At 43.3% G+C, this 22874-nt stretch carries 23 protein-coding genes; 20 read left to right on the top strand and 3 right to left on the bottom strand.

The features are described from left to right. Window positions 1-81: 81 nt before the first annotated feature. From rnz to NSS82_RS18550, 12 genes are all read left to right on the top strand, one after another. On the top strand, window positions 82-1020 hold the full coding sequence (rnz, locus tag NSS82_RS18605) for a ribonuclease Z (protein ID WP_076273281.1): 939 nt from the start codon (window positions 82-84) through the stop codon (window positions 1018-1020). Window positions 1021-1313: 293 nt separating this feature from the next. Next, window positions 1314-2102 (top strand): TIGR01457 family HAD-type hydrolase, encoded by a 789-nt coding sequence (locus tag NSS82_RS18600; RefSeq protein ID WP_038571566.1) that lies wholly within the window; start codon window positions 1314-1316, stop codon window positions 2100-2102. A 45-nt stretch (window positions 2103-2147) separates the two neighbouring features. Beyond that, the gene (locus NSS82_RS18595) at window positions 2148-2963 is read left to right on the top strand and encodes an Fpg/Nei family DNA glycosylase (RefSeq protein WP_036687706.1); all 816 of its coding nucleotides are present in this window, start codon (window positions 2148-2150) and stop codon (window positions 2961-2963) included. Continuing rightward, entirely contained in the window at window positions 2953-3816 is an 864-nt protein-coding gene (locus tag NSS82_RS18590; protein ID WP_036687705.1) for a deoxyribonuclease IV, read from the top strand. Before NSS82_RS18595 ends, NSS82_RS18590 begins: the two co-directional genes overlap by 11 nt. Then, window positions 3813-4157 (top strand): cyclic-phosphate processing receiver domain-containing protein, encoded by a 345-nt coding sequence (locus tag NSS82_RS18585; protein WP_036687703.1) that lies wholly within the window; start codon window positions 3813-3815, stop codon window positions 4155-4157. The genes NSS82_RS18590 and NSS82_RS18585 overlap by 4 nt, the downstream gene beginning before the upstream one ends. Then, window positions 4154-4477 (top strand): thioredoxin family protein, encoded by a 324-nt coding sequence (locus tag NSS82_RS18580; protein ID WP_038571558.1) that lies wholly within the window; start codon window positions 4154-4156, stop codon window positions 4475-4477. Before NSS82_RS18585 ends, NSS82_RS18580 begins: the two co-directional genes overlap by 4 nt. Continuing rightward, on the top strand, window positions 4474-5259 hold the full coding sequence (locus tag NSS82_RS18575) for an ABC transporter ATP-binding protein (protein ID WP_282579836.1): 786 nt from the start codon (window positions 4474-4476) through the stop codon (window positions 5257-5259). The genes NSS82_RS18580 and NSS82_RS18575 overlap by 4 nt, the downstream gene beginning before the upstream one ends. Continuing rightward, window positions 5256-6323 carry an SAM-dependent methyltransferase gene (locus NSS82_RS18570; RefSeq protein ID WP_036687700.1) on the top strand — a complete coding sequence of 356 codons (1068 nt, stop codon included), beginning with the start codon at window positions 5256-5258 and terminating at the stop codon, window positions 6321-6323. Before NSS82_RS18575 ends, NSS82_RS18570 begins: the two co-directional genes overlap by 4 nt. A 124-nt stretch (window positions 6324-6447) precedes the next feature. Then, the gene (locus NSS82_RS18565) at window positions 6448-7941 is read left to right on the top strand and encodes a serine/threonine-protein kinase (RefSeq protein ID WP_081386913.1); all 1494 of its coding nucleotides are present in this window, start codon (window positions 6448-6450) and stop codon (window positions 7939-7941) included. Between the two features lie 114 nt (window positions 7942-8055). Beyond that, window positions 8056-9609, top strand: a complete 1554-nt coding sequence (locus NSS82_RS18560) for an ABC-F family ATP-binding cassette domain-containing protein (protein WP_036687697.1) — start codon at window positions 8056-8058, stop codon at window positions 9607-9609. Window positions 9610-9682: 73 nt separating this feature from the next. Continuing rightward, window positions 9683-10723, top strand: coding sequence for a ThiF family adenylyltransferase (locus NSS82_RS18555; protein WP_076103941.1), 1041 nt, complete (start codon window positions 9683-9685; stop codon window positions 10721-10723). 116 nt (window positions 10724-10839) lie between these two features. Beyond that, the gene (locus tag NSS82_RS18550) at window positions 10840-11559 is read left to right on the top strand and encodes a response regulator transcription factor (RefSeq protein WP_076103939.1); all 720 of its coding nucleotides are present in this window, start codon (window positions 10840-10842) and stop codon (window positions 11557-11559) included. A 45-nt stretch (window positions 11560-11604) separates the two neighbouring features. Here the strand turns inward: NSS82_RS18550 and NSS82_RS18545 are convergent, their stop codons facing one another. Beyond that, window positions 11605-12105, bottom strand: coding sequence for a C40 family peptidase (locus NSS82_RS18545; RefSeq protein WP_036687694.1), 501 nt, complete (start codon window positions 12103-12105; stop codon window positions 11605-11607). A gap of 295 nt (window positions 12106-12400) precedes the next feature. After that, on the bottom strand, window positions 12401-13042 hold the full coding sequence (locus NSS82_RS18540; RefSeq protein ID WP_036687693.1) for a thiamine diphosphokinase: 642 nt from the start codon (window positions 13040-13042) through the stop codon (window positions 12401-12403). A gap of 165 nt (window positions 13043-13207) precedes the next feature. On the opposite strand from NSS82_RS18540, the gene NSS82_RS18535 reads away from it, so the two are divergent. After that, window positions 13208-13672 (top strand): low molecular weight protein-tyrosine-phosphatase, encoded by a 465-nt coding sequence (locus NSS82_RS18535; RefSeq protein WP_036687823.1) that lies wholly within the window; start codon window positions 13208-13210, stop codon window positions 13670-13672. Window positions 13673-13810: 138 nt separating this feature from the next. On the opposite strand, the gene NSS82_RS18530 is transcribed toward NSS82_RS18535, so the two are convergent. Continuing rightward, window positions 13811-14542, bottom strand: a complete 732-nt coding sequence (locus NSS82_RS18530) for an alpha/beta hydrolase (protein WP_036687691.1) — start codon at window positions 14540-14542, stop codon at window positions 13811-13813. 265 nt (window positions 14543-14807) lie between these two features. Here NSS82_RS18530 and pdhA point away from each other — a divergent pair, with 265 nt between their 5' ends. The 7 genes from pdhA (at window position 14808) to NSS82_RS18495 (ending at window position 22860) form a co-directional block, all read left to right on the top strand. After that, window positions 14808-15875 carry a pyruvate dehydrogenase (acetyl-transferring) E1 component subunit alpha gene (gene pdhA / locus NSS82_RS18525; RefSeq protein ID WP_036687689.1) on the top strand — a complete coding sequence of 356 codons (1068 nt, stop codon included), beginning with the start codon at window positions 14808-14810 and terminating at the stop codon, window positions 15873-15875. A 15-nt stretch (window positions 15876-15890) separates the two neighbouring features. After that, a complete protein-coding gene (locus tag NSS82_RS18520; protein ID WP_038571553.1) occupies window positions 15891-16868 on the top strand; it encodes an alpha-ketoacid dehydrogenase subunit beta in 978 nt (325 codons plus the stop codon). Between the two features lie 106 nt (window positions 16869-16974). Beyond that, the gene (locus NSS82_RS18515; RefSeq protein ID WP_076098770.1) at window positions 16975-18621 is read left to right on the top strand and encodes a 2-oxo acid dehydrogenase subunit E2; all 1647 of its coding nucleotides are present in this window, start codon (window positions 16975-16977) and stop codon (window positions 18619-18621) included. Window positions 18622-18623: 2 nt separating this feature from the next. Then, a complete protein-coding gene (gene lpdA, locus NSS82_RS18510) occupies window positions 18624-20036 on the top strand; it encodes a dihydrolipoyl dehydrogenase (protein ID WP_036687684.1) in 1413 nt (470 codons plus the stop codon). 151 nt (window positions 20037-20187) lie between these two features. Further along, entirely contained in the window at window positions 20188-21162 is a 975-nt protein-coding gene (locus NSS82_RS18505) for a S66 family peptidase (protein WP_341109920.1), read from the top strand. 141 nt (window positions 21163-21303) lie between these two features. After that, entirely contained in the window at window positions 21304-22284 is a 981-nt protein-coding gene (locus NSS82_RS18500; protein WP_036687680.1) for a thymidylate synthase, read from the top strand. An 84-nt stretch (window positions 22285-22368) separates the two neighbouring features. Further along, window positions 22369-22860, top strand: coding sequence for a dihydrofolate reductase (locus tag NSS82_RS18495; protein WP_036687679.1), 492 nt, complete (start codon window positions 22369-22371; stop codon window positions 22858-22860). Window positions 22861-22874 lie beyond the last annotated feature (14 nt).

Raw genomic sequence — 22874 nt, 5'->3', positions numbered from 1 at the left:
CTGGGGGGTTTTTTGCTGGAAGAAGGTCGTTTAGAATTGAAAAGAGATGGTTGAGCCAATAAGTAGAAGGGAGGAAAAAGAATGGATTTATATTTTTTAGGTACTAATGCAGGTGTACCAACGCTACAACGTAATGTAACGTCCGTTACATTAAGACTGCTGGAAGAACGTCGCAGTATTTGGATGTTCGATTGTGGGGAAGGTACACAACATCAGGTTCTTAGTTCACCGATTCGGCTAGGAAAGCTGGAAAAGCTATTCATTACCCACTTGCATGGTGATCACCTATTTGGTCTTCCAGGTCTATTATCAAGTCGTGGTTATCAGGGAGGGACAGCGCCGTTAACGGTGTACGGCCCCCCTGGCTTAAAAGCATACCTAGAGATCTCCTTAGCTGTGAGCCAATCCCGAATTCCTTATAAGATTGAGATTGTGGAGCATACAGGAGGAACTATATTCGAGGATGATGGCTTTAAAGTTGAAGCTGCATTACTTGAGCACCGCATTGACAGCTATGGCTACCGGGTAAAGGAAAAGGATAGTCCCGGAAGCCTCAATACGGAATTGCTTAAGAGTTATGGTTTAAAACCGGGACCGATTTATGGGAAATTAAAAAAAGGTGAAGATGTTGTTACGGATGAAGGTGTACGAATCTGTGCTGCTGATGTTGTTAGGGAACCTAAACGAGGACGTATTGTTACTATCCTTGGGGATACAAGACCTTGTTCGGGAGCCTTAGAACTCTCTCTTAATGCAGACCTTGTTGTTCATGAAGCAACCTTCGCCCATGATCTGGCTGACATGGCGTATCAATATCATCACAGTACAGCGCGTCAGGCTGCAGAGTTAGCAAAAGAAGCCAAAGCAGGTCAGCTGTTGCTGACTCATTTCAGTTCTCGTTACAGCTCGCATGAAGAGTTAATTCCTTTGCTTGAGGAAGCTGAACTCATATTCCCTGAGACATTATTAGCTGAGGAATTTAATGCATATCCGGTACCTCGCAGACTAAATGGGCAATAGGGGGAATGATTATTTTCCGGGAAAGCGCAGGAAATGACAGTGCTATGCTAAAAAATGCTGGATGGGACGCTTGTTCGATTTCATTCGACGAAGTGTGTTAGATTTAAAGTAATCACGGAGTAAAAGACGAACGAATGGCTGGACATATTGCCGAAAATCAGTAGGTGATATCTTCCACCTAAAGGGATTGAGTATGCGTGTAAATCCAAGCAGGGCAAAGGCTGCGAGTTTGTTAATACTATTATTTATTTATTATATTAATTAAATTTATTATGGAAACTGAGGGGTTAGTGATGGAACAAATTGAAGGATTATTGATTGATCTAGACGGTACATTGTACCATGGGCATAAAATGATTCCCGGTGCTGATCTGCTGATAAAAGCTCTTCGTGAAGCGGATATCCCTTTTTTATTTGTTACCAATAACTCATCGCGTACGGCAGCTAACGTTGCTGCCCACTTAAGTGGAATGGGAATTGAGGCGAAAGCTGAGGAGGTATGTACCTCTTCTATGGCAGCCGCACGTTACATAGCTGAGGAATCACCTGGGGCTACAGTGGCGATACTTGGAGAAGAGGGACTGCGTATGGCTTGCATTGAGGCAGGGCTCCAAATCGTCACAGAATCCCCTGATTATGTGGTGCAAGGTATCGATCGTTCTTTTAATTATGCTTCGCTAGCTCAAGCTTCGCGTTGGATTTTGAGCGGGGCAAAGTTTGTGCTCACCAATCCAGATTTAATGTTACCATCAGATGATGGGGTTATGCCGGGTGCGGGTACGATCGGTGCAGCAATTGAGGCTGCCAGTGGTGTGAAGCCAGTAGTGATCGGTAAGCCTGAATCGCATCTGATCAAATATGCGACAGATCTTCTGAAAATTCAACCTGAACATGCTGCTGTTGTTGGGGATAATATGCGTACGGATATCGCTGCCGGTGTTAATGCGGGCTGTCGTACAATCCTTGTTCTTACCGGTTTAACCACTACAGAGAATCTGGAGCACTATAAAAGTATCACAGGGATCACTCCCGATGAAATATGTGCCGATTTAGCTGAACTTAAAATGTTTCTCGGTGTATAATAGCTAGGGTCTTATTACTTCACCAACTTAGAGGGGACGATGAGTATGCCAGAATTGCCGGAAATGGAGAATTATAGACAGCTGCTTAGCCAGCGTATTATAAATGTTCCGATAACTAATGTAATTGTGAACAGAGAAAAAACAATTAACATGGAAACAGAAGCTTTCATTGATGCCTTGATCGGTGCGCGTGTTGTTTTTGTAGAGCGGCGCGCCAAGTACATTTTGTTTCATCTCCATGATGGACGAAGATTACTATTGCATTTAATGCTGGGTGGATTGCTTTTTTATGGTTCAGAAGAAGAGCGGCCGGATCGTAATACGCAAGTAGAAATCGCATTTGGTGATCAGATCCTTTATTTTATGGGCCTGCGGTTAGGGTTCTTACATTTAGTATCCGTGAAGGAAAGCGAAGCAACGATGGGTAAGCTTGGACCTGAGCTCCTGGATCGACGGATGACGCCGGAACGTTTTGCAGGAATATTAAAAGGGCGGCGTGGTGCGTTAAAAAGTCTGTTAGTGAATCAGCATGTAATGGCGGGTATTGGAAATTGTTATGCGGATGAGATTGCTTTTGACGCTGGGCTTCTGCCTTCAGTTTTAGTACAAAATTTATCACCTGAAGCCATTTCCCGTCTGTATCAAAGCATTCAAAAAGTATTAACTGATGCGACAGAGATCGGCGGATACATGGAAATGCCGTTTATGACAGGTGACATGGTTACGGGTTCCTATAATGATCAATGTAAAGTCTATGACCGTGAGGGCGAGCCTTGCCTACGCGATGGGGGAACGATTATCAAAACAGAGCTGTCTGGACGCAAAGTATTTTATTGCCCAGACTGTCAGCATGAAGCCTAAACCCAAAATAGGGGCTCATGTCAGCATTCGTGGTGGATATGGGAGAGCTGCCCGATTGGCTTGGGAGAGCGGTGCAACAAGTTTTCAATATTTTCCGAAAAATCCGCGCAGTCTGAAGCTAAAGACGGTTGATATTCGAGATACAAGGGATTGTGCACTCTTTTGCCAAGAAAAAGGAATCACCTCTATCGCCCACACCCCTTATGCAATCAATATGGCTGCGAATAGGGATGACGCAACCCCTCGAAAGGTGTATGTAGACTCCCTTCTTAATGATCTGGAAATTGCTGAAGCCTGCGGTTCCTTAGGTATTGTTGTTCATTTTGGACATTTTGCTGGAATGGAGCCGTTACAAGGCTATCAAAATATTATACAATGTATGAATGAGACGCTGCAGTCCTGGGAAGGTAACGCCAAGCTGCTAATTGAGAATCAAGCGGGCAACCATGGTACCGAAGGGATTACACTTGAAGAATTGGTGAAGGTTCGTGAGCTTAGCCAGTTTCCCGAGAAGATTGGATTTTGTCTGGATACCTGTCATGCTTTTGCAGCAGGAATTTGGAATCCTGAGCATACGGAAGACTTGCTTGAACGAGGAAACCAGCTTGGATTTTGGCCGCATCTTGTAGCTGTTCATCTTAATGATTCTAAGTTTCCCTTTGGTTCAAGACGGGACCGGCATGCTGGAATAGGAAAAGGTTTTATCGGCGAAAAGGGTCTTGAAAGCTTAATAACTTCTGATCCATTACGTAAAACATCTGTTGTTTTGGAAACTGAAAAGGGTCCAGATGGCAGTCATCGGAATGAAATAGCTACTGTTCGCAGTTGGTTTGAAGCGGGGGCTAGAAAGTGATTCATATCTATATGGACGATCTCCGTAAAGGTCCGCTTGGATTTGCTTTAGCCCGGACAACAGAAGAATGTCTTCTGATGCTGCGTGAGTGTGAGGTCGGTATTTTATCGTTAGATTATGATATGGGACCGGATGATTATTCAGGTGGGGAAGTGGCTAGACGGATTGTTCTGGAAGGACTGTACCCCTGTGAAATCTATCTACACACCTCCAGCGTTTTAGGGAGAAAAGAAATGTATGAAATCTTATACGCGGCTAAACCTGAGGGGATGCGCTTGTTTAATGGTCCCCTGAGTTCTGATAAGCTTCATGATATCGCTGGGGAGACGGGACTAAAATGAAGGAAATGAACGAAGCGGATTTACTGGAGATACTCACGAGACCGGGAGAACCGCTGGTAGTGTTTTTGCATACTCCGCTGTGTGGTACCTGTAAGGCAACAGAACGCATGTTGGAAGTGGCGGCACATCTGTTGCCTGCTGAACTCCAAATGGTTGCTGGAAATGTGAACATGTTGCCTAATCTGGTACAACAATACCGTATTACCAGTGTTCCTGCTCTACTAGTGGCTTCTGCTGACCGGATAGAGGATCCGCATATTTATTATTCAATGGTTTCAGTTGAGCGGATTCTGGAATACATAAGGAGTGTTATATCATGATCATTTCATTACAACATTTATCTCTGCGCAGAGAAGAAAGCCTAATCTTGGACGATGTGTCCTTAGAAGTTAAGGAAGGCGAAAACTGGGTCATTTTGGGACGGAATGGTTCTGGCAAAACAACAATTTTGGAGATTATGACAGGTTATTTATTCCCTAGCAAAGGAACTGTTGAGGTATTGGGGAATAAATATGGTCAATGTGATTTACGCGAGGTTCGTAAAGAAATTGGTTATATTGGTCCTTCCTTAATGGAGAAGATGTCTTTAAATGATCCGGTGTGGGAGGTTGTCGCTACAGGAGCTTACGCTTATTTGCGTTTCTACGAGAGCATTCCACACGAAGTGAAGGAGAAGGCAATCCGCTTGCTAGAGGATATGAATCTGGGCAATATGGCACTTCATCCTTTTGGAACCTTGTCACAGGGAGAGCGAAAAAAAGCAATGCTGGCAAGATGTCTTATGGCTGACCCCAAACTACTGATTATGGACGAGCCTTGTGCAGGTCTTGATCTGTACGAAAGAGAAAAAATGCTGGCTGAAGTAGATAAGCTAAGACAACGTAATGTCTCCGTTGTTTATGTAACTCATCATGTGGAAGAAATTGTCCCGCTTTTTACACATGTTGCTTTAATTCGCGACGGTAAGCTAGCTGGTTCCGGACCGAAAGAAGAAGTATTAACCAAAGAAATGATCTTGGCCACCTATGATATTCCTGTTGATGTAGAATGGGATAGCGGTCGTCCCTGGATTAAAATTAGACCTGGAGGCAAAACGATTTGAACGAATTAAGACATGATAACGAAGAGCAGACCACTGCTCCGGAAGAAATAGTGTACTCCCGATATATTTGTACAGCTAATCACGGCTTTGCGCCATATGCTCAGGAAGAGCTTCGGCGCTTGTTCGGCGCAGTGAAGAGTACGCTGCTGTTGCCGGGAGAAATCTTTCTCGCCACCTTGCAGTCTGAACCCGAGGAAGTATCACGATTGCTCACACAGAATCTGCCCATTTTCCTTCGTCATATACAGCCTGTGCAGTTTCAGGATGAAGGAACCATGGAAGCACTACAGCGTTTGGCTGTGTATTTAAGCCGCCGCAGTGAGCTAGAGGGGGAGAAAGTATCCCTAAATGTTCGTAAAGGGGATCCTTCCTTCTGGCAGGAAAGTCCGGGCGAACTTCGTGAATGGCTGCAGGAGCAATTACAAAGCTTGGGTGCAGAATTTACAGTACAAGATCCGGCATGGGTCATTTCTGTCTACGCAGACGGGAATGCCTTATATGCAGGAGTTTCCAGACCAGAAGAGAATCTATCCGGCTGGAATGGCGGTGCAATCCGCTTCCGCAAAGAAGACGGACAAATCTCACGTGCTAAGTTCAAGCTGATGGAAGCGGAGAAGGAGTTCGCTATTCCTTTTTACAGCTTCCGTAATGCGCTTGATATTGGCGCCTCTCCAGGGGGCTGGACTTCTTTCTTGCTGGAGCGTGGAATGAAGGTAACAGCGGTTGACCCTGCTTTGATGCATGAATCGCTGCGTAATTACCCGGGTCTGAAGATCCTGCGCAAAAATGCCGGAGAAGTGAAATTCCGCGATAATGAATTTGATCTGCTTGTATGTGATATGAGCTGGAGTCCTAAGCTGATGGCAAAGCTTGTAACCGGGCTGCTGCACAGCCTGTCACCAGGCGGAACAGCGATTGTGACCGTAAAGCTGATGCATAAGAAACCTCTAGCGATGATCAAAGAGATCATTGCAATGTTTGAGGGCGAACGTATGCAGATTCAGCGGGCTAAGCAGCTGTTTCATAATCGTGACGAGATCACGCTTTATATGATTAAATACTAGGTAAGATCCTAATTTAAAAATCTTAAGGGAAAGCATCCCGTTATTAACGTTATCGTAATCTGCGGTAACAACGTTAATGGCGGAAGCTTTCTCTTTTTTTTTATGTGAAAAAGGGGGAAGTTCAGTGAATTTTGCATCGAAGCTTGGGGTAGGGCAGATAATGGACGCCAGATACAGAATTATTGACCAGATTGGAACAGGTGGAATGAGTATTGTTTATCTTGCGGAGGATCTGCGTTTAAAGGGGAAACGTTGGGCTGTAAAAGAAAGTGTTAGCTCAGCAACGCTGCATTCGGACATTGAAGCGGAAGCGGAGATGCTAATGGGGCTGGATCACCCGCGGCTTCCACGTATTGTTGATTACTATCTTTCGGATAAAGAAGGGTATTCTTATTTAGTCATGGATTATATTGAAGGGATAACTTTAAGTCAGCTGATGAGGGATAATCCCGGACCTTTGCCTTGTGAATTCATCCTACAAATTGCTAAACAGCTTTTAGAAGTCCTGCAATATTTGCATGGTCATCATCCGCCCATTGTTTATCGTGATTTAAAGCCCTCCAATCTTATGTTAACTAAGCAAAAAGAATTAATGTTAATCGACTTCGGAATCGCTCGAAATTTTAGAAAAGGCATCGCTGAAGATACGGTGAAGCTTGGTACAGTAGGATTCGCAGCTCCTGAGCAGTATGGGAATGGGCAGAGTCAACCGGTTTCTGACTTATATGGTCTTGGTGCGTTGCTTTTATATATGGCTACCGGAGGATTATGCAGCCACTGGGAGTCAGGAATGGAAAATAAGTTGCGTGACCAAGTTCCCGCAGCTTTTATTCCGATAATAAGACGTTTATTACGGCCACATCCGGAGGAAAGATATCAGGAGGCAACAGCTGTTATTCAAGCACTGGTTCACGTGGAGGCTGATATGGATGAAGGTAATCATTCAGCAGTGTCTGTACCCCTAGCAGTTGATAAACGGAAAGCTAAAGTGATTGCCTTACTTGGAGTAGGGCCGGGGCTTGGAACAACACATACTTCATTTGCGATTAGCAGTTATCTGGCACAGATTGGTTCAACAGCTTGGGTTGATCTATCACCGGATTCATCGGTTTATGATCGCATGCACAATTTGCTTGATGTGCAGAGCGCTTCAGTTCCTGCTGAGAGCTCTGAGTCTGTATTTTCCTGGAGGAAGGTTCATTACTGGAAGCGACCTCACCATGGGGATGTAGCAGAGCTTATGAGAGGGGCTTATCAATTTGTGGTATTAGATCTGGGCACGGGTGGATTTGATGGAGCGCTGGAAGAAATCAAACATAGCGATATTCCCATTCTAATTGCTTCTGGCGCAGATTGGCGACTGGAGGAAACTTTATTATGGATTAGGAGGAAGGGGCTGCAGCCTGAACGGGATTGGAGAGTGGGTTTACCACTTGCTGAACAGCAATCTGTTGAACTGTTGCGAAATTCTTTAGGTATAGATAGGGTTTATAATTTACCGTGTCAGCAAGATCCATTTTTACAAAAAGGGAAGTTGGCAGATGTAATTGCTGAGCTATTAGGGGACATTAAGGGCGAACGAAACGATGGAAAACGCCGTGGTTTTTTCTTAAGATAGGCTATTGGGACTAACATTTAATTCAGTGTTCCGCTAAAGTGTGATAAAATATATATTTATACGTGATTTGATTTACGCATTATTTAAGTATAGACAGGAGCTTGCGGAGAATTTATGAGTTTACTTACTGTAGAAGACGTTTCCCACAATTTTGGGGATCGGACGTTGTTCAAGAACGTGTCTTTCCGGTTGTTACCAGGAGAACATGTTGGAATTGTTGGAGCAAATGGCGTTGGTAAATCGACGCTAATGAATATTTTGACAGGAAAGCTTTTGAAGGATAATGGTAAAGTAGAATGGACCCCTCGGGTGCGTTACGGTTATTTGGACCAACATACGATTCTTACACCAGGAAAAACGATTCGCGATGTTCTAAAGGACGCTTTTCTGCCACTGCTTGAGTTAGAGCAGGAAATGCTGAAGATCACAGAGCAGATGGGTGATGCTTCGCCTGAGGAACTAGAAGTACTACTGGAGCAGATGGGGGACATTCAGGAACAACTGGACATCGGAGATTTCTATCTGATTGATGTAAAAGTGGAGGAAATGGCAAATGGTTTAGGCCTGTCCGTGATTGGGCTTGATCGTGATGTAGCTTCTCTTAGCGGTGGTCAAAGAACCAAAGTACTGCTGGCAAAGCTTTTGCTTGAGAAACCCAATGTACTATTGCTTGATGAGCCTACCAACTATTTGGATGTTGAGCATATCGATTGGCTGACCAACTATTTGAAACAGTACCCATATGCATTTATATTGATTTCCCATGACACTGAGTTCATGAATAAAGTCGTTAATGTCGTTTATCACTTGGAGTTTGGTAAATTGACCCGTTACACGGCGAACTATGAGAAATTCCTTGATATGGCGGAGATGAACAAAAACCAGCATATCGATGCCTATGAGAAACAACAAGATTTTATCAAAAAACAAGAGGACTTCATCCAACGGAATAAAGCGCGTGCTTCAACCTCAGGCCGGGCAAAAAGCCGTGAGAAGCAGCTTGATCGTATGGACCGAATTGATCGTCCTGAAGAAGCTGCTAAGCCGACCTTTAAGTTTAAAGAGAGCCGGGCAAGCGGCAAAACCGTATTCGAAGGAATTGATTTCGAGATTGGTTATGATCGTCCGCTGCTGCCACAGCTAAATATGGTCATTGAACGTGGGGAGAAGATTGCTATTGTTGGCTGCAATGGTGTAGGTAAATCTACACTGCTGAAGACTATTCTGGGAGTGATCCCAACATACAGCGGCAAAACCTATCTTGGGGATTATCTGAACCCTGCATATTTCCAACAAGAAGTGAAAGCAGCTAGTCTTACGCCTATTGAGGATGTCTGGAATGAATTCTCCAGTTTAACTCAGAACGAAGTTCGTGGGCATCTGGCTCGCTGTGGTCTAAAAAATGAACATATTACACGTCCGCTTAGTATGCTGAGCGGTGGGGAGCAAGCGAAGGTGCGTCTTTGTAAGCTTTTGATGCGTGAAAGCAACTGGGTACTGTTCGATGAACCTACCAATCACCTTGACGTTATTGCTAAAGCAGAGCTGAAGCGCGCTTTGCAAGAATATAAAGGCACAGTCCTGCTTGTATCCCATGAACCTGATTTCTATGAAGATTGGGTTACGAAAATTTGGGATGTTGAGCAGTGGTCAGCTGTACAAGTATAGAATAATCATAAATCCGGAGAATAGCAGACATCCTGCTGTTCTCCGCTTTTTGGATATGGGGAGGAGATAATGTATGTTTCATAACGCCGGGCGAGAAGATCGATACTCACGACAGATACGTTTCGCGCCATTTGGTACTGAAGGACAGCAGGGGCTCGCAAAATCAAAAGTGCTTGTGGTTGGTGCGGGTGCGTTAGGTACAGGGATTGCAGAGACATTGGTCCGCTGTGGTGTTGGGCATGTCCTTATCGTTGATCGCGATTATGTAGAGTGGAGTAACCTGCAGCGGCAACAGCTGTATACCGAGATGGATGCACAGGAGCGAGCTCCGAAAGCCATAGCAGCCCAGAACAGACTGCAGCAGATTAATTCTGAGGTTGTCATAGAAGCGCATGTTATGGATGTGCGGAAGGAAGAACTGGAAGGACTCATCTCAGGGGTGGATCTGATTATGGATGGGACCGATAATTTCGATACACGTCTCATCATTAATGATATTGCCCAAAAGAATAATATCCCTTGGATTTATGGAGCTTGTGTAGGAAGCTATGGAATTACATATACGATTTTGCCTGGAGAAACGCCATGTCTTCATTGTCTTTTAGGTACAGTCCCACTAGGGGGAGATACCTGTGATACAGCGGGTATTCTTCCACAGGCCGTGCAATTGGTTACTGCAAATGCTACAGCTGAGGCGTTAAAGCTTCTCGGTAACCGTAAGGACCAATTAAGAAATAAACTGCTCACTTTCGATGTATGGCGTAATGAACATCAAGAAATTGGAGTGAAAAGTGCCAAAAAGGAGAATTGCCCTTCTTGTGGGACTCATCCGATCTACCCTTATCTAACAGCCTTGAATACGGAACGAAGTGATGTGCTTTGTGGTAGGGATACCGTACAAATCCGCCCTGCCCGGCCGCAGAGCCTTAACCTGCAGGAAACAGCCAGCCGCTTGTCTCGTTTAGGAGACGGTGAGGTAGAGAGCAATCCTTATCTAATTTCCTTTAAAGAAGGTCCTTACCGGATGGTGATCTTCGCAGATGGCCGGGCATTGATTCATGGGACGAAGGATATTGCCGCCGCCCGTAGCTTTTATCATCGATATTTCGGTTAAAAAGCAAGATAAACTGATCTTCAGACCATTTCCTAGGAATGGTCTCTTTGCTTTCCGGGGATTCTATATCTATTAATGGGATGCTGATGCATGTCTGATGGATACGGGGGATCTTTGTGAGTGAGCAACTGATATGGTATATGTCTGAGGGAAACGAAAGAGGAGTAGAAGAGCGAATCGCTATAGAAAAAGTGTTTAATGATATCGGTCTGCAAATAACAAAAAGCGAAGATCCCGAAGATCTTCGCTTATCCATTTCTGAAGTAGAACCGGTATTGCTGCTTGCTGATTTAGGCGAGGTGGGAACATGGGAAGGATGGAAAATCATTTCCGCAGTAAGAGATGAGGGAATGATTCTTCCGGTCATGGTGATTTCCGAAGAGTTATCGGGTAACGGAGCGGTTGCGGCCTTTTTAGCCGGGGGGAATGATTTTATGTCAAAACCACTACATACCGGTGAATTCAAATGTAGAATTCTAAATTTATTAACCCTCACGGGTCGGCGTCGAAATTTAAAACATCTGTTAAAGGTGGATGGTTTAATGCTCGATCCCAGCCGCAGGCTGGTCACCCGTGAAGGGATCGAGCTTAAGATGACGCATAAAGAATTCGATCTTCTATATTATCTCGCTGCGAATCGAGGGATTATATGTTCCCGCGAGGAAATACTCAAACAAGTATGGGGATATCAATTCCATGCAGATACCAATGTTGTAGATGTATACATCAGGCATATCCGCTTAAAGATTGATAAAGGGTACCGGAACAAGTTAATTCACACTGTTCGCGGAACAGGATATGTAATGAGGGTGCCCGAAGGCAGCACCACATCCTGAGACTTATTCTCTTTTATAGAAAAGACTCTACTATAGAGCTGTTGTTTACAGTACGCGGCGAGCCTTTAGATAAGTCTTTTTCCATGTACCAGAATTAAGATCAGAAACCGTAACACCTGGTTTACCGTAAGTGTGCAGAATTTTACCGTTTCCGGCGTAAACAGCTACGTGAGTTACATTTTTACCAGTTGCTCTGCTGCCGCTAGAGAAGAATACAAGATCGCCCACACGAAGGTTTGCTTTGGAAACAGAAGTTCCTACTTTTGATTGAGCTGCAGCTGTACGGGGTAATGATACATTATACTTTTTAAAGATATGTTTCATAAATGAAGAGCAATCAAAAACCTTAGTAGTAGAAGTAGATGCTCCGAATTTGTATGGAGTTCCCATATAGTTTTTCCCGAAATTGACAACGCTTTGTCCTTTGGACACCGTAGCGGCTTCGACTTTAGTTGCGCCTACGCCTGTTGCCATCATTGTTCCTAAGCCCATCGTAGTAACCATTCCTATGACAATCGCTTTTTTTATCCATTGTTGTTTATTCATGTTGTAAGTACCTCCAAAGTTAGTATATCAATCTGTCTTGCTGTGTCTTGTCTTGCTTGCCTGATTCGTAGTATAGCAGGTTATCTATGTCATAAAATTTGGTAGAGCAGCAATAAAGTGAGGCTGGGCCTAGGTTGTAAACGTTTTATTAAAAATTCATTAAAAGTTACAAAAAATTAATAACTTGATATTTTGGACAATAAAATAAGCCGTAAACCCCTTGATATATAAAGGATTTATCGGCTTTTTGATTTTAAAACAATAGTTACAAGGATGTTTCTATATCACTATGTATTTAGTCTTTGCTCTGGATAATCAGCAATAATCCACTACGTATTCTAACTGTTCCAGTGGAGGAAATCAGTTTGTTGCTTACACCTAGAGATTGGCCTAGCTTTAAAGTGGCGTCATTCAAAGGATATTGAAATCCTTCTAATGTAATCCCTGTTACTTCAGGAGTTAATGGAAGCAAAGATACATAGGTGTAGCCCAAATCTTCAATAACTGTTTGGGATCCGGTAAGTGTCACATAGTTATTAGAATCCATGACGTAGCAATTGATTTGACGTTGCAGAGCCCTTGTCATCATTTGAATGCTGGCTAAGGAGTGGTCAATTCGAGTGCCTGTAACTCCTAATAGTAAAATAGAATCAGGTTGCTGATTCATCGCAATATCGAGCGCCATCTCACTGTCGGTTAAATCCTTGTTTACGGCATCACAAGTGATGGTTTTTTTACTTTTGGATTGAATATCCTGAAAAGCTTCAGGCGATACAGAATCAAAATCACCTACTGCAATATCTGGTATATATCCATGTGAGATTAGGAATAATGCACCCCGGTCCGCACCGATAATAAAATCTTCTTCATCTAATAGAGCGAAATAATCCGGAGATAGTTCTCCACCGGCAAAAATAACGACACGTTTGGATGGCATAACATCCATTCCTCCTCTAAAACTCTAGTTGGTTATCCTGTCCCAGTATAATGCAGATTGAAAAGTTGCACAATTGACCAAGACAACGCTAAAATGATAGTGTGCGATTTTTTATGTGCATAAATTCATATTTACTTATGTTTTAACAATTGGGAGGTGAATAAAATCGTAAACGTGCTATTTGTATGTCTGGGTAATATTTGTCGCTCACCAATGGCGGAGGCAGTTCTGCGCCATAAGATTGATGAACAAGAGCTTTCACATAAGATTCTGGTTGACAGTGCGGGAACTGGAGATTGGCATATTGGTAAGGAACCGCATGAAGGGACTAGACGTATACTTGATCAAAACATGATTAGTTATGCAAATATGGCAGCGCGTTTGGTCAGTAGCGAGGATTTTCAGAAGTTTGATTATATCGTTTGTATGGACAAGTCTAATGGAGAGAATGTTCGAAAGGTTCCTGGTGGGGAAGAGGCTAAGCTTTTGTTCTTCATGGATTTATTGCCTGAGGAAGAATTGAGAGAAGTGCCAGACCCTTATTTTACAGGGAATTTTGAGCAGGTATATGATTTAATCAATGCAGGCTGTGACGTTTTGCTTGAAATGGTGATAAGAGAAAAGCTGTAACCCGGTTGGGTTCCAGCCCTCTCTGATTAGTATTAAAGTAAATTAAGGAAATTCGCTGGATTAAACTGTAAGCGCAAACACGGCTGAAATCTACATACGTTCTTTAGATGTTCATTTTTTGCTTCTATCAATAAGGCATTATGTGTTTAAAAAATAGAGTAGAGATTCAGGGAGTTCCTTTTGCCAAAAGCCCCAGAGATGACGACCGTCTTTCTCACGGTAGGATACGGTAGCTCCACGTGCTTCAAGCAACGCTTTTGTTTCTCTGTTCATCTGAACAAAATCGTAGGTCCCTGTATCAGTCTGGTAATCTGTTTCCTGCAGTCCAACGACCATATTAATGTTAAGCCAGGCGAGATCTTCTTCTTTTGCCAGCATGGCTTGTGATTCGGGATAGAATGCACCGGATAGGCTGATGATACGTGTGAAGATAGCTGGATAAGCAAGTGCGAGATGGAGGGAGACGCTGCCTCCAAGGGAATCGCCGGCTAAGATTCGTTCTTCGGGTGTACGGCGTACGGGATAATTTTTTTCAATGAAGGGAATAATCTCTTCGGAAAAGCAAGATAGGTACTGCTTGAATCGGCTGCCGAACGGAGCGTATTCTTGAGTCCGAACAGCGACGTTAACTTCTACACCGACGATAATGAAGGGCTCGACATCTTCTTCTATAATAAGTTGTCCAGCAAGTGTAGCAATGCGTCCAAAGTTGAAAAACTCTTCTCCGTCTTGGCAGTACACCACGGGGTAACTGAGAACTTCATTGTAGCCTGGGGGCAGATAGATACGTAATTTACGTTCCTCCTGCAGATGTTCACTCCAAAGCGTTTCTTTTACAATTGTGCGTTTCAGAAAAACAGAATCGCTCATCGTTGTCACGTCACCTTTCTTGTCGAATTTTGCAATACACACAGGGTTACGCTAAAATTATTAAATGTGTAACTGTGTTATTAATCATTTACTTGTTGGAAAAGTGTTAAACTGTTATATTAAATTATCTCACCTGTTATACATACAAAATTTAAAGGAATATAAATTTTATAAGTATTTCTTTGACGAAAGTAACTAAACAGGTGTATAATAATATTATAACAGAGGCAGCTGATATTCAAATTTTTTTATTGAGGTGAAGATAATGAGTAAAGTTCCTTATGAAGTGTATACAGAGGACGTCGAGGCTCTATCGGTACTTTCCCCGGATGGAGAAATTATCAATAAGGATAAGATGCCAGATTTAACTGACGATCAACTGAAAGAAATTATGTATCGTATGGTATTTACCCGTACTTGGGATGATCGTGCAGTAAACCTTGGCCGTCAAGGTCGTCTTGGTTTCTACGCACCGGTATCCGGTCAAGAAGCTACCATGATTGGTAGTGAGTTCGCTTTGGAGAAAGAAGACTTCTTATGCCCAGGCTACCGTGATATTCCGCAGCTAGTATGGCACGGACTTCCATTGTACCAAGCTTTCTTATATTCCCGTGGTCACCAACATGGTGGAGCTATTCCTGATGGTGTTAATGTATTGATGCCACAAATTATCATTGGTGCGCAAATCCTGCACGCTACTGGTATTGCTATGGGCTTCAAATTGAAAAAACAAAAGAGTGTTGCGATTACTTACACTGGTGATGGCGGTTCTTCAGAAGGTGACTTCTACGAAGGCTTGAACTTTGCTGGTCGTTTTAAACTGCCTGTAATCTTCTTTGTTCAAAACAATGGTTACGCGATTACGACTCCGTTCGCTAAACAAACGGCTTCCAAATCGATCGCTCACAAAGCGGTTGCAGCTGGTATTCCAGGGATTAAGGTTGACGGTATGGACATCTTTGCAGTAATCAGTGCTGTACGCGATGCTGCTGAACGTGCACGCAACGGCGAAGGTGCTACATTGATCGAAGCTGTAACTTACCGTTTCCGTCCACACTCCCTTTCTGACGATGCAAGTAAATATCGTTCGAAAGAAGAAGAAGGACAATGGAGTGAAAAGGATCCAATCGCCCGTCTTGCCAAGTATTTGGAGAAGAAAGGTCTTTGGACTGAAGAAGATACACTGCGCGTGAAAGATGAAGCGAAAGCTACTGTTAACGAGCAGATCAAAAAAGCTGAACAAACCGAAAAAATGACAATACCTGGCTTGATCGACAGCATGTTCGAAGTAACACCTAAACATCTGGAAGAGCAAAAAGCCGATTTTGAATAAGGGGGATATCAGGCAATGGCACAAATGAATATGAAAGAAGCGATCCGCGACGCGATGCGCGTTGAACTGAATCGTGACCCTAACGTTCTTATCTTCGGAGAGGATGTTGGTAATGTAGGTGGCGTTTTCCGTGTAACAGAAGGTCTGCAAAAGGAATTTGGCGAAGATCGTATTTTTGATACACCACTAGCTGAGTCCGCTATCGGCGGTCTGGCATTTGGTCTTGGTGTACAAGGCTTCCGCCCAATTGCAGAAATTCAATTCGTAGGTTTTATCTTTGAAGCTCTGGATCAGATCGTTGTTCAAGCGGCACGTCTGCGCTGGCGTTCTGGCGGTAAATATAATGCTCCAGTAGTATTCCGTACTCCTTTTGGTGGCGGAGTTAAGGCTGCTGAGCTTCACACTGACTCACTCGAAGGTTTGATCGCACAAAGCCCAGGGATTAAAGTTGTAATTCCTTCAAACCCATATGATGCTAAGGGACTTTTAATCGCGTCTATCCGCGACAATGACCCTGTATTCTTCATGGAGCACTTGAACCTTTATCATGCATTCCGTGCTGAAGTGCCAGAAGGTGAATATACAGTTGAACTTGGTAAAGCGAACGTAGTACGTGAAGGTTCTGACGTTTCGATCATTACTTACGGGCTGATGGTACATACAGCTACCAAAGCAGCCGAGCAACTCGAAAAAGAAGGCGTTAATGTTGAAATTATCGACCTTCGTACTGTAAGTCCGATCGACATCGACACTATTGTAGCGTCTGTGAAGAAGACTAACCGTGCTATCGTGGTGCAAGAAGCACAAAAGAGTGCGGGTGTAGCTGCTGAAGTTATCGCACAAATCAATGAAAAAGCTCTACTGCACTTAGAAGCTCCTGTGCTTCGTATCGCAGGTCCTGACACTGTATATCCATTTGCACAAATTGAAGATACATGGCTTCCAAACCCAGCGCGTATTATTGCAGGCGTGAAGAAAGTTTTGGAATTCTAAATATTTTTACGAGAAACAGTTGTCATCCATATGGATGACAACGTTGTTTCATCTTATAAAGTTTAAATCATAAGGTTAGTCCCAATTTCACGAGGAGGTTTTCAAAGTGGCAAAGTTTGAATACCGATTTCCTGAACTAGGTGAAGGTCTGCATGAAGGTGAAATCATCAAAATGCATATCAAAGCCGGTGACAAGGTAACGGATGATGATATCGTAATGGAAGTTCAAAATGACAAGGCGGTAGTTGAGGTGCCTTGCCCAGTAAACGGTACTGTATTGGAAGTTCTGACTAAAGACGGTCAAGTATGCCGTGTCGGTGAAGTAGTGGCTATTATCGAAGCAGAAGGTGACGTGCCTGATCAAGAGGGTGCTGCTACTGAAGCTCCTGCTGCTCAAGCGCCAGCTGCACCAGCTGCTCCAGCATCTAACAAAGCATCGAATTTTGAATATCGCTTCCCTGAGTTGGGTGAAGGTCTGCATGAAGGTGAAATCATCAAAATGCATATCAAAGCCGGTGACAAGGTAACGGATGATGACATCATCATGGAAGTTCAAAATGACAAGGCGGTAGTTGAGGTTCCATGTCCAGTGAATGGTACTGTATTGGAAGTTCTGACTAAAGATGGCCAAGTTTGCCGCGTAGGCGAAGTTGTTGCTATTATCGCTGCTGAAGGCGACGTTCCTGAACAAGAAGGTCATGCATCTGCTGAAGCTGATGCAGCAAAAGGAAGTGCAAACACTACTTCTTCCCCTGCAGCAACAAGCCCTGCTGATGCTAAAGAAGGCGGATCTGCAAGTGTAACACCAGCTCCTGACCGCGATGTATTGGCTACACCAAGCGTTCGCAAATTTGCTCGTGAGCAAAAAGTGGATATTTCCAAAGTGAACGGAACTGGAAAAGGTGGCAAAATCACTCGTGAAGACGTAGAAGCCTTCTTGAAAGGTGGTTCTACACCTGCGGCTCCTGCAGCAGCAGCGGCGTCTGAAGCTCCTAAGGCTGCTAAGACCGAAGCTAAAGCAGCACCTGCAGCAGCTAGCGGTAACGTTAGTCTTGAAGAAGAACGTGTACCATTCAAGGGTATTCGTAAGGCGATCTCCAACGCAATGGTTAAATCGGCTTACACTGCTCCGCACGTAACCATCATGGATGAAGTAGATGTTACTGAACTGGTAGCATTCCGTACGCGTATGAAACCTATTGCTGAGAAAAAAGGCGTTAAGGTTACTTACCTTCCATTCATCGTTAAGGCTCTTGTTGCAGCTTCCCGTCAATTCCCAGCACTTAATGCTATGATTGATGAAGAAGCAGGCGAAATTGTTTACAAGAAATACTACAATATCGGTATCGCTACTGATACACCAAACGGTTTGATCGTTCCAGTTATCAAAGACGCTGACCGTAAGAGCATTTGGATGATCGCTAGCAGCATCACTGACTTGGCTGTTCGTGGCCGTGACGGTAAATTGTCTGCTAACGAAATGAAGGGCAGCACGATCTCCATCAGTAACATCGGTTCTGCTGGCGGTATGTTCTTTACTCCAATCATCAACTTCCCTGAAGTGGCTATCCTCGGAACTGGCCGTATCAGTGAAAAAGCAGTTGTGAAAAATGGTGAAATCGTAGTTGCTCCAGTAATGGCGTTGTCACTCAGCTTTGACCACCGTATTATCGATGGTGCGACTGCTCAAAACTTTATGAACTACATTAAATCGCTGCTCAATAATCCTGAGCTGCTGGTTATGGAGGTATAATTATGGTAGTAGGAGACGCTTCACTAGATATTGATACATTGGTCATTGGTGCAGGTCCTGGTGGGTATGTGGCGGCAATTCGTGCCGCCCAGCTCGGCCAAAAAGTCCTCATCGTGGATAAATCGGAACTCGGCGGTGTATGTTTGAACCGTGGATGTATTCCTTCTAAAGCCTTGATCGCTGCTGCACATCAATTTGAATCTGCACAGCATGGTGAAGTTTTCGGCGTTACAGCTGAGAATGTTAAAGTGGATTTTGCCAAAACTCAAGAGTTCAAGAACAGCGTAGTTAAAAAAATGACTAGCGGTGTGACTAGCTTGATGAAGGGCAACAAAATTGAAGTATTTAACGGCGAGTGCATGTTTATCAGCGACACAGAAGCACGTGTGTTCAATGATCATGAATCTCCACGTTACCGCTTCAAACACTGCATCATTGCTACAGGTTCCCGTCCAATTGAACTTAAACCTTTCCCATTCGGCGGACGTATTCTGTCTTCGACTGAAGCTCTGGAACTTCCAGAAATTCCGAAGAGCATGATCGTAATCGGTGGTGGATACATCGGTGCCGAGCTTGGTCAAATGTACTCTAAATTTGGCACTAAAGTAACAATCATCGAAGGTTTGGATACTGTACTTCCAGGCTTCGATAAAGATATGACTCGTCTTGTTGCGAAAAACATGGCTAAAACTGGCATCGAAATCGTAACTAACGCTAAAGCTGAAAGTGCTGTTCAGAACGACAAAGAAGTAACCGTGAAATACTCTGTTGGTGGCGAGTCCAAAGAAGTTACAGCAGATTACTTGCTTGTTACTGTAGGTCGTCGTCCTAACACTGACGGTGAACTTGGTCTGGACCTGATCGGTCTTGAGCTCGACGAGCGCGGATTGATCAAAGTTGATCACCAAGGACGCACAAGCATTCCTACCATCTTCGCTATCGGCGACGTTGTTCCAGGTCTTGCTTTGGCTCACAAGGCTTCTTACGAAGGTAAAATCGCTGCAGAAGCAATCGCAGGACTTACATCTGTTGTTGACTACAAAGTCATCCCAGCTGTTGTATTTACAGATCCTGAGTGCTCAAGCGTTGGTTTGACTGAGAAAGAAGCAAAAGACAAAGGCTACAAAGTGAAAAGCGGCAAATTCCCATTCGCAGGAAATGGTCGCGCAGTATCTTTGAACAGCCCAGAGGGCTTCATCAAAATTGTTGCTAACTCCGAGAACAATTTGGTACTGGGAGCTCAAATCGTTGGTATCGAAGCATCCAATTTGATCGCTGAACTTGGTTTGGCAATCGAAATGGGCGCAACGCTTGAAGATATCGCCTTGACTATTCACGCGCATCCAACCCTTGGCGAAATCGTCATGGAAGCTGCTGAATTGGTTGAAGGTCACCCAATTCATGTAATGAAATAATTTTTCTCCAAAATTGCTCTAGCAGGCAACAGAAAGGCGGACGCAAATGCGTTCCGCCTTTTTTTGTGTTTTCCACTTTTTTGAAAAGAGATATACTGGAAGGAAGAGTAATTACCTAATCTGTAATTCATGAATATAGGGAGGTTCAATGATGAGAGCTGATAAATTAAAGCCTGGAGATGAGCTGCGGATTATCTCTCCTTCCAGAAGTTTGTCATTAATCGATGCTCAGCAAAGAAAAATTGCCAAAGAGCAGCTTGAACGGTTAGGTTTTCGGATATCCATTTCAACAAATTCTTTTGAGACGGATGATTTTGTTTCCTCTTCTATTGATTCGAGAATTGAGGATTTGCACGAAGCCTTTTTAGACCCCAAAGTGAAAGGAATATTAACGACCATTGGAGGCTTCAATAGTAACCAGCTGCTGCGTTATATAGATTATTCAATCATTGCGGGGAATCCAAAGCGTTTATGTGGTTATTCGGATATTACTGCACTAAGTAATGCGATTTATGCTCAAACAGGATTAGTTACATACTCCGGGCCGCATTTTTCCACATTTGCGATGCTCCACGATAATGAATATACCATCGAATATTTCCGCAGGCTGATGATGGACAATAAAGAAATTCTCGTGCAGCCTTCCAGGCATTGGAGTGATGATGAGTGGTATCTGGATCAGGAAAACCGGATATTTATTAAAAATGAAGGTCCGTTCATTATCAATGATGGGGAAGCGAAAGGAACGATTATTGGTGGCAATTTATGCACTTTAAATCTTTTGCAGGGAACAGAGTATATGCCTAGTTTAAAGAATTCTATTTTGTTCATCGAGGATGATTATGAGTCAGCACCTGCAACCTTTGATCGAGATCTGCAATCCCTAATTCATCAGCCTGAGTTTGAAGAGGTCAAAGGGTTGGTGATCGGCAGATTCCAAAAAGAATCGCGTATGTCAAAGAAGCTGCTAACTACAATTATCCGCTCGAAAGAAGAATTATCTGATATTCCTGTGAGCGCAGACGTGGACTTTGGACATACATCGCCGATGATTACCTTTCCTGTGGGTGGACAAGCAAACGTTCGTGCTTATGGGGCCAGAGTGGAGCTTAGGGTAGCGGAGTAGAGATACACTTGCTGAACCAATCCTTTATAATTGAATATGTAACCCGATTATTAAATATATTTAAAAATTATCTTACCTTCTACAAAATTCGGATTTTTCAGATATAATATATGAGGTGTAATATTACGGAGGTGCAGTACATTGACGAATGAGTTAGAACAAACCTATTTGAATTTTTTACGATATATTTTAGATCATGGTGTAAAAAAAGAAGATCGTACAGGAACTGGTACAATTAGTGTTTTTGGTTATCAAATGCGATTTGATTTATCAAAAGGGTTCCCGCTGTTTACAACAAAACGTACACCGTTTCGCTTAATTGCAAGTGAGTTATTGTGGTTTATTAAAGGCGATACCAACATTCGTTATTTATTGAAAAATAATAATCATATTTGGGATGAATGGGCTTTTAAAAGATGGGTTGAATCAGACGAATATGTTGGCCCAGATATGACAGACTTCGGGAATCGTTGTTTAGTTGATGAAGATTTTAATCAAGTGTATCAAGCAGAGATGAAATCATTCTGTGATCGTGTCTTAGAAGATGATGAGTTTGCTGCGAAATATGGTGAGCTAGGGAATGTTTACGGTAAGCAATGGCGGAATTGGACATCTTCTACTGGTGAATCAATTGACCAATTACAAGACGTTATTCATCAGATCAAAACAAATCCTGATTCTCGGCGTTTAATCGTGAGCGCATGGAACCCGGAAGATGTTATAAATGCCGGAACAAAAGGAAGTAAAGCTGCGTTACCGCCCTGCCACGTTATGTTCCAGTTCTATGTTGCAAATGGTAAACTAAGCTGCCACTTGCTGCAACGCAGTGCTGACTCCTTTCTCGGGGCAAACTTCAATATTCCATCTTACTCATTACTTACGCATTTAATTGCATATGAATGTGGTCTAGAAGTAGGTGAGTTTGTATACAGCATTAGTGATGCGCATATCTATTCAAACCATGTTGAGCAAGTGAAAGAGCAATTATCAAGAGAATTAAGAGCATTGCCTACACTGGTTATTAATTCACAGAAGAAATCAATTTTTGATATTGAACTGGAAGATCTGGTCATTGAGGGGTACAATCCGCATCCTTCGATAAAAGCGCCGATCGCAGTATAACGTAATTGTTAAAAATTAAGATTCGCAAATATAATTTCTGGCAGCGTAGTTTTTTAATTTAGTATGAAGGAAGGAGGGAACTTCATGAGTATTAGCTTAATATGGGCAATGGGTGCCAATCATGTCATAGGAAAAGATAACGATATGCCTTGGCATTTACCGCTGGATTTTGCTTATTTCAAAGCAGAAACATTGGGCAAAAGAATGCTAATGGGCCGCAAAACATGGGATTCGCTCGGAGGCAAGCCCTTGAAGGGCAGAACGAGCCTAATTCTAACTAGGGATACTGATTATTCAGCTGAAGGTGCAGTGGTTCTACACACGCTTGAAGAGGCTCTCAGCGAGGGGAGAAAAGAAGATGAGCTGATGGTGATCGGTGGTGCAGAAATTTATCGCTTGATGCTGCCGTATGCTGACAAGCTAATGTTGACGCAGATCGATCAGGATTTTGAAGGAGATACCCGGTTTCCTGAGATTGACTGGAGGATGTGGAAAGAGGTCTCCAATATCAAGGGAATTCGTGATGAGAAGAATCCGTATGATTACCGTTTCCTTGTTTATGAACGTACGGAATAGCAATAAAACGTTTT

Origin of the sequence: Paenibacillus sp. FSL H7-0735, from assembly GCF_038008505.1 — a bacterium.
GTDB classification, from domain to species: Bacteria; Bacillota; Bacilli; order Paenibacillales; family Paenibacillaceae; genus Paenibacillus_AQ; species Paenibacillus_AQ odorifer.
Note: the sequence above shows the minus strand (reverse complement) of the source record. Positions and strands in the feature narration are given on the sequence as shown.